Here is a 239-nt window from a genome sequence, read left to right on the forward strand (position 1 = left end):
TGGAACCCATACCTGTAATCTGCACCATTATAATACCTATTAGGCACCTGCATCCCAAAAGGATAATAATCGTTATAAGCTATAACATCGGGGTTAAATCCTACAGTAAAGTTATTAGTTAATTTTGTAACTTTTACGTTGTCAATATAAAAACTTTGTGCTGCACCGGAATATCCTGGTTGATATAACCTTACCTGCAAATAATATGCTTTTGAAGTTGCAACTGTTAAGGTAAAGGA

The 239-nt window shown here is 34.3% G+C and carries 1 protein-coding gene; it reads right to left on the minus strand.

The features are described 5' to 3' along the window. A partial coding sequence (locus NHE85_RS16720; RefSeq protein ID WP_252813348.1) for a hypothetical protein occupies positions 1-239 on the minus strand: 239 nt, incomplete at both ends.

This window comes from Flavobacterium sp. NRK1, assembly GCF_024054175.1.
GTDB lineage: Bacteria > Bacteroidota > Bacteroidia > Flavobacteriales > Flavobacteriaceae > Flavobacterium.